This window comes from Streptomyces pathocidini (genome assembly GCF_001418495.1).
In the GTDB taxonomy this organism is placed as follows: domain Bacteria; phylum Actinomycetota; class Actinomycetes; order Streptomycetales; family Streptomycetaceae; genus Streptomyces; species Streptomyces pathocidini.
This window is the reverse complement of sequence record NZ_LIQY01000470.1, coordinates 1-6461: the sequence shown is the minus strand read 5'-3', so window position 1 is coordinate 6461 and position 6461 is coordinate 1. Positions and strand designations below refer to the sequence as shown.

Genomic DNA, 6461 nt, shown 5'->3' with positions numbered 1-6461 from the left:
GGTTCGGCACCGCCGGACCACACCGCCGTGGACTCCCGCCGTCGCGGCGGGAGTTCCTCCGCGCTCCGCCGGGGGGCGGGGGCGGCAGGGCTCAGCGAGTACCGCCGAGGCGACCGGCCGGAGCCAGGCCCCCCTCGCCCTCAGCCGCGCTCACCGCGCGAGGTGCCGCTCCACCGTCTCGACCTTCGAGGTCAGGCCATCCGTGACGCCCGGGCGGACGTCCGCCTTCAGGACCAGGGAGACGCGTGGCGCCCGCGCCTCGACGGCTGCCACGGCCCGCTTGACGACGTCCATGACCTCGTCCCACTCGCCCTCGACGGAGGTGAACATCGCGTCCGTGCGGTTCGGCAGGCCGGACTCGCGGACCACGCGCACCGCGTCGGCGACGTACTCCCCCACGTCCTCGCCGACGCCCAGCGGGGTGACCGAGAATGCGACGATCACGCCTCGACCGCCTCGCCCTTGGCGGCGCGGGCACGGGCGGCGATGACGCCGTCCTCTGCCTCGCGCTTCAGCCGGCGGTCGGCGAAGAAGCCGCCGGTGGGCAGGACCGAGAGGACGAAGTAGAGGGCCGCGGTTCCGAAGGACCACTTGGTTCGGTTCCAGGCGTCCAGCCAGAACAGCACGTACAGGACGAAGAGGATGCCGTGGATCGCGCCCATCACCGGCACCGCGTTGAACTCGGTGGTCCGCTTCAGCACCGAGCACACGAGCAGCAGCAGGAAGGACACGGCCTCGGGGGCCGAGACCAGGCGCAGGCGGCGGAGGGCGGAAGCCGTCTTGATGTCCACGGGGTACCTCTTCCAAGTTCGCAGAACAGTTTGTGAAAAGACGCACAAACGGATTTCCATTGTGACAGCCCCGCCGCGGATCACTTTCCCCGGGTACGGTCGGGCGCGTGGCTCAGTTTCGACTCCAAGGCAGCAAGGTGCTCGCCGTCGCCATGACGGGCGACTCAGTGAAGGCCAAGAACGGCTCGATGGTCGCGTACGAGGGCCAGATGGCGTTCAAGAAGATGACCGGCGGCGGCGACGGGCTGCGCGGCATGGTCGCCCGCCGGATCACCGGCGAGCAGATGGAGGTCATGGAGGTGAAGGGCCACGGCACGTGCTACTTCGCCGACCGCGCGAGCGAGATCAACCTGGTCGACCTGCGCGGCGAGAAGCTGTACGTCGAGGCCAGCAACCTGCTGTGCGCCGAAGGCGGGCTGCGCACCGGCACGACCTTCACCGGGCTGCGCGGCGCGGCCACGGGCAACGGCCTGTTCACCACGACCGTGGAGGGCACGGGCCGGGCGGCCGTCCTCTCCGACGGTCCGGCGGTCGTCCTGCGGGTGTCCGCGCAGTACCCGCTCCAGGTGGACCCGGGCGCGTACATCGCGCACACCGGCAACCTGCACCAGCACTTCCAGTCGGGGGTCAACTTCCGCACGCTGATGGGCGAGGGCTCGGGCGAGGCCTTCCAGATCCGCTTCGAGGGCGAGGGGCTCGTCTACGTACAGCCCTCGGAGCGGAACACGGTCGGGGGTGACGTCTGATGCCGTTCCGGGAGATCAACTCCAAGATGGTCGAGGCCGAGATCCGGCCGGGCCAGACGGTGTTCAGCCAGCGCGGCGCGATGCTCGCCTACCGAGGCCAGGTCACCTTCACCCCCAACATCCAGGGCGGCCAGGGTGGTCTGACCTCGATGATCGGGCGGCGGGTGGCGAACGAGGCGACGCCGCTGATGACCGTCGAGGGCAGCGGCACGGTGATGTTCGGCCACGGCGGCCACCACATCCAGGTCATCGAGCTCTCCGGCGACACCCTCTACGTGGAGGCCGACCGGCTGCTGGCCTTCGACGGCAGCCTCCGGCAGGGCACGATGTTCATGGGCTCGCAGGGCGGGGTGATGGGCATGGTGCGCGGCCAGGTCACCGGCCAGGGCCTGTTCACCACCACGCTCCAGGGCCACGGCGCGGTCGCGGTGATGGCCCACGGCGGGGTCATCGAACTGCCGATCACCCCGCAGCGCCCGGTGCACGTCGACCCGCAGGCCTATGTCGCGCACCACGGCGACGTACGCAACAAGCTGTCCACCGCGCTCGGTTGGCGGGACATGGTGGGGCGCGGTTCGGGCGAGGCGTTCCAGCTCGAACTCTCCGGAAACGGCGCCGTCTTCGTCCAGGCCTCGGAGGAGAAGCTGTGAGCACAGGGCCCGCGGTCTTCGACCCGCACACGCTGCCGTCCGATGACAACGTCAACGCGTACACCTTCTGCGTGGACCTGAACGGCCAGTGGTTCCTGCAGAAGGGGAAGATGATCGCCTACTACGGGCGGATCGACTTCCACGGCATCGGGCACGGCCCGCTCGACCGGCTGATCGCGGGCAACTTCCACTCCCCGCTGCACGCGGCGGACTGGGTGGTGGCCGAGGGCCAGGGGAAGATGCTGCTCGCGGACCGGGCCTTCGACGTCAACTCCTTCGACCTCGAGGACGGCAACCTCACCATCAGGTCCGGGAACCTCCTGGCCTTCCAACCCGGCCTGTCGCTGAAGCAGTCGATCATCCCCGGGTTCCTCACCCTCATCGGCACGGGCAAGTTCGTGGCCGCCTCCAACGGGCCGGTGGTGTTCATGGAGCCGCCGATCCGGGTCGACCCGCAGGCGCTGGTCGGCTGGGCGGACTGCCCCTCGCCCTGCCACCACTACGACCACGGATATCTGCGGGGCGTACTGGGCGGCGTACGGGCGCTGACCGGGATCGGCGGCACGTCGGGCGAGGAGCACCAATTCGAGTTCGTGGGCGCCGGGCAGGTGCTGCTGCAGTCCACGGAACTGCTGATGCCGGAGCGGGCCCCCGGGGCCGTGCCGCACCAGGAGGGTGTCCCGGGCTCCTACGGCGGCAGGCCTCCGGGCGGCCAGCAGATTCCGCAGCTGCCCGGCTCTCTCGGGGGCCTCCAGCGACGCTTCGGACTGTGAACGGTAGTCTGCGGACGGTAACGTCGAACGCCTGCGCCCACGCGGGCGTTTTCTGGGGGAAGAAGTGGGCTAGACCCGGATCACTCCGGGACGACCAATCGTCCGCAATTCAACTTAATGGGTAGAATCAGTTTATGGAGACAGAGACGGCAACTCACTGGCTCACAGACGAGGAACAGCGCGCCTGGCGCACTCATCTGGACGTGAGCCGGCTGTTGATGTACCAGCTCGAAAAGGATCTCCAGCCGTTCGGGCTGACCATGAACGACTACGAGATTCTGGTGAACCTGTCGGAGTCCGCGGATGAGCGGATGCGGATGAGCGACCTCGCGGCCGCGACCCTGCAGTCCAAGAGCCGACTCTCCCACCAGATCACGCGCATGGAGAACGCGGGGCTGGTGCGCCGCGAGAACTGCGAGTCCGACCGCCGCGGGCTCTTCGCGGTCCTCACGGACCACGGCTGCGACACCATGCGCAAGGTGGCACCACACCATGTCGAGTCGGTGCGGCGCCACTTCATCGACCTGATGGCACCGAGTGAGCTGGAGGCCATCAGGGAGTCCCTGGCGCCGGTCGCCGAACACCTCCGCGCCCAGCGCCGGCTGTAGCCGGTCGGCTCCGCCGGGTGGTTCACCGTTCCGGTGTGGGCCGCGCGTTCGCCGCGCTGTGGGCACCGGTTCCGTTCCGGTGTGGGCAGCTGTTCCGCCGACCGGCACCGCGCCGTGTGCGCAACAGGCCGCCGCGGGCTGAGCTCTCGTACGCGGCTGCACGCCGGTGGCCCCGTTGTGCCCACCCGTTCCGCCGTGCGGAACGCATGCCCACAACGAGGGCCGCACCATGGCCCACCGGGGCCCGCGCCGCGGGGCGAAGCCGCTGTCCGGATCAGTTCGACGCGTCGGCGATCGGGAGGCGTAGTTCGAAGAGGGCGCCTCCCTGGGGGCCGGCGGTCAACACCAGGGTGCCGCCGTGGCGCCTGGCCACGTCGCGGGCAATGGCCAGGCCCAGGCCCGCGCCACCGTCGTCGCGGGCGCGGGCCTCGTCGAGGCGGACGAAGCGCTCGAAGACGCGCTCACGCTCCGCCTCGGGCACCCCCTCCCCGTCGTCGGCCACCGACAGCACGGCGCGGCCGTCCGCGACCCGCAGGGACACCCGTACCTCGCTCGCCGCGTGCCGCTCCGCGTTGTCCAGCAGGTTGCCGAGCACGCGCGCCAACTGCCCGCGCGATCCGGCCACTTCGACGCCCTCGGCGCAATCCCCGAGAACCACCCGTACACGCCCACCGTCGCGCCGCGCGACCTCCTCCCGTACGAGCGCGGTCAGCGCCACCCGGCTGCCCTCCCGCGGCCGCTCTCCCGCGTCCAGCCGGGCCAGCAGCAGCAGGTCGGCGGCGAGCTGCTGGAGCCGTACGGTGTCCTCGACCGCACCCTCGGCGTCCAGCAACTCCGGGTGGGCGACGCCCACTTCGAGCTGGGTGCGCAGGCTCGCGATGGGGCTGCGCAGCTCGTGCGAGGCGTCGGCGACGAACCGCCGCTGCCGCTCGACGGACGCCTCCAAGGCGGCCAGGGTCTCGTTGGTCGTCCGGGCGAGGGCGGCGATCTCGTCGCGCGCGGCCGGCTCCGGCACGCGCCGGGACAGGTCGGCCGAGGCCGTGATCGCGGCCATCTCGCCGCGGATGGCCTCCACGGGCCGCAGCGCCCGCCGGGTGACCAGCCAGGTCGCCCCGCCCACCACCAGCAGCAGGGCCGGGAACCCCATGAGCATGACGGTGGCTGCGGTGCGCACCGCAGCTTGCTCGGTCTCCAGCGACGCCCCCGCGTACACGGTGACGGTGGTGTCCTGCGGCGCGGTCACGTCCACCGCTGCGAAGCGGTAGTCGGCGGAGTCACCGTAGACGGTCGCGGACCCGTCGACGTGCCGGACGCCCTCGGCGACCTGCCCGGCCGCCGGGTCGACCTCGGCCTCGTCCGGGCCCGGCGCGGTGGTCGGGCCCGGACGCACCACGCCCACACCCGTACCGCTGATCGCCTCCAGGTTCTCGCTCGCCGCCCGCAGCCGGTCCTCCTGGTCGACGACCTGTACGGGGTGGTCGTTGCCGTCGGGCAGTTCGAGGCGGTCGTACGGGGTCCCGGCGGCGATCTGCGCGGCGATCTGGCGCGCGGCCGCATCCGCCTGGGCGTCGGCCTGCCCGATCAGGTCGGACCGCAGCGACAGCAGCACGGCGAGCCCGGCCCCGAGGAGCGCCACCGCGACGACGAGCGTGGCGGCCAGCGCGGCCCGGGCCCGCACGGAACCGAAGAGCCTACGCACGGCCGGCCACCAGCCGGTACCCGGCCCCGCGCACCGTCGCGATGGACCCCGCGCCCAGTTTCCTTCGCAGCGCGCTGACATACACCTCAACGATGTTGGGATCCCCCTCATAGGCGAAGTCCCAGACGTGCTCCAGGATCTCCGCCTTCGAGACGACCTCCCCGGCCCGCACCGCCAGATGCTCCAGCACGGAGAACTCCTTGGCGGTCAGCACGACTTCGGCCCCGTCCCGCGTGACCCGCCGCGCGGCCGTGTCGACCGTGAGTCCCCCGACCTCCAGCACCGGCGACGCGGCAGCCCGCCCCCGCCGCCGCAACAGGGCCCGGATCCGGGCGACCAGCACCACGTACGAGAAGGGCTTGGTCAGGTAGTCGTCCGCGCCGGTGTCGAGCCCCTCGGCCTCGTCGTACTCGCCGTCCTTGGCGGTCAGCATCAGGATCGGCATGTCATGGCCGGCCGCGCGCAGGGCGCCGCACACGCGGTAGCCGTTCATGCCGGGCAGCATGATGTCGAGGACGACCAGGTCGTACGAGCCCTCGCTCGCGCGGTGCAGCCCCTCGCGACCGTCGTGCACGACGTCGACGGCGAAGCCCTCGGCCGTCAGCCCCTTGGCCAGCGACAGGGCGAGCCGCTTCTCATCCTCGACGATCAGCAATCGCATGACCCAAGCCTCCCAAACGGAACCTGAAGATCCCTTCAGGCGGCTTCAGCCTGCCTTCAGCATCGCTTCGGCACGGTGGTGGACATCGAGGCGGAAGAACCGCCGCGAACCAGACCCACCAGGAGGACCCCATGAAGCGCAACCTCGTGATCGCCACCGTCGCGGCGGCAGCACTCCTCGGCGGCGGGGCCAGCACCATGGCCTTCGCGAACAGCACCAACTCGACCCCGGCGAAGAACGCGTCCTCGACCACGAAGAACGACACCAAGTCGACCAACGACGCAGGCAAGGACGGCAAGGAGAACGCCCAGCGGGTCGACCCGACCCCCGGCAAGGTCACCACCAAGCCCGCGGACAAGGAGACCGACCAGCAGGTCGACCCGACCCCCGGCGAGGTCACCACCAACAACGGCTGACAAGCAGGCACCCCTGACACGGTCACCAGCAGATGAGGTGCCTGTCAGCAGCCAGCCACCGGTGAGAGAGCGCCGGGGCCTCCAGGAGGGGGCCCCGGCCCCGCACTGGACCACCGG

The 6461-nt window shown here is 71.0% G+C and carries 9 protein-coding genes; 5 read left to right on the top strand and 4 right to left on the bottom strand.

Going from position 1 to position 6461, the window contains the following annotated elements; translation table 11 throughout:
• Window positions 1–150: 150 nt before the first annotated feature.
• Window positions 151–444, bottom strand: coding sequence for an MTH1187 family thiamine-binding protein (locus tag AOK16_RS20630; RefSeq protein WP_055473680.1), 294 nt, complete (start codon window positions 442–444; stop codon window positions 151–153).
• Window positions 441–791, bottom strand: coding sequence for a DUF3817 domain-containing protein (locus AOK16_RS20625; RefSeq protein ID WP_055473679.1), 351 nt, complete (start codon window positions 789–791; stop codon window positions 441–443). The genes AOK16_RS20630 and AOK16_RS20625 overlap by 4 nt, the downstream gene beginning before the upstream one ends.
• A 107-nt stretch (window positions 792–898) precedes the next feature.
• Between AOK16_RS20625 and AOK16_RS20620 the strand changes: the two genes are divergently transcribed.
• The 4 genes from AOK16_RS20620 to AOK16_RS20605 all read left to right on the top strand — a co-directional run bounded on the left by AOK16_RS20620 (window position 899) and on the right by AOK16_RS20605 (window position 3568).
• Window positions 899–1537 (top strand): AIM24 family protein, encoded by a 639-nt coding sequence (locus AOK16_RS20620; protein ID WP_079101605.1) that lies wholly within the window; start codon window positions 899–901, stop codon window positions 1535–1537.
• A complete protein-coding gene (locus AOK16_RS20615) occupies window positions 1537–2187 on the top strand; it encodes an AIM24 family protein (protein WP_055473677.1) in 651 nt (216 codons plus the stop codon). Before AOK16_RS20620 ends, AOK16_RS20615 begins: the two co-directional genes overlap by 1 nt.
• Complete coding sequence (locus AOK16_RS20610) at window positions 2184–2960, top strand: AIM24 family protein (protein ID WP_055473676.1); 777 nt, start codon at window positions 2184–2186, stop codon at window positions 2958–2960. Before AOK16_RS20615 ends, AOK16_RS20610 begins: the two co-directional genes overlap by 4 nt.
• Window positions 2961–3094: 134 nt before the next feature.
• Window positions 3095–3568 carry a MarR family winged helix-turn-helix transcriptional regulator gene (locus AOK16_RS20605; RefSeq protein ID WP_055473675.1) on the top strand — a complete coding sequence of 158 codons (474 nt, stop codon included), beginning with the start codon at window positions 3095–3097 and terminating at the stop codon, window positions 3566–3568.
• A gap of 274 nt (window positions 3569–3842) precedes the next feature.
• Here the strand turns inward: AOK16_RS20605 and AOK16_RS20600 are convergent, their stop codons facing one another.
• Window positions 3843–5267, bottom strand: a complete 1425-nt coding sequence (locus tag AOK16_RS20600) for a sensor histidine kinase (protein WP_055473674.1) — start codon at window positions 5265–5267, stop codon at window positions 3843–3845.
• Complete coding sequence (locus AOK16_RS20595; protein WP_055473673.1) at window positions 5260–5928, bottom strand: response regulator transcription factor; 669 nt, start codon at window positions 5926–5928, stop codon at window positions 5260–5262. Before AOK16_RS20595 ends, AOK16_RS20600 begins: the two co-directional genes overlap by 8 nt.
• A 131-nt stretch (window positions 5929–6059) precedes the next feature.
• On the opposite strand from AOK16_RS20595, the gene AOK16_RS20590 reads away from it, so the two are divergent.
• Window positions 6060–6344, top strand: a complete 285-nt coding sequence (locus tag AOK16_RS20590) for a hypothetical protein (protein ID WP_055473672.1) — start codon at window positions 6060–6062, stop codon at window positions 6342–6344.
• Window positions 6345–6461: the final 117 nt, after the last annotated feature.

What these genes read in the sequence shown, in the direction of transcription:
- AOK16_RS20605 (WP_055473675.1), top strand. Translation starts at nt 3,095, where the DNA reads ATGGAGACAGAGACGGCAACTCACTGGCTCACAGACGAGGAACAGCGC.
- AOK16_RS20590 (WP_055473672.1), top strand. Translation starts at nt 6,060, where the DNA reads ATGAAGCGCAACCTCGTGATCGCCACCGTCGCGGCGGCAGCACTCCTC.
- AOK16_RS20615 (WP_055473677.1), top strand. Translation starts at nt 1,537, where the DNA reads ATGCCGTTCCGGGAGATCAACTCCAAGATGGTCGAGGCCGAGATCCGG.
- AOK16_RS20595 (WP_055473673.1), bottom strand. Translation starts at nt 5,928, where the DNA reads ATGCGATTGCTGATCGTCGAGGATGAGAAGCGGCTCGCCCTGTCGCTG.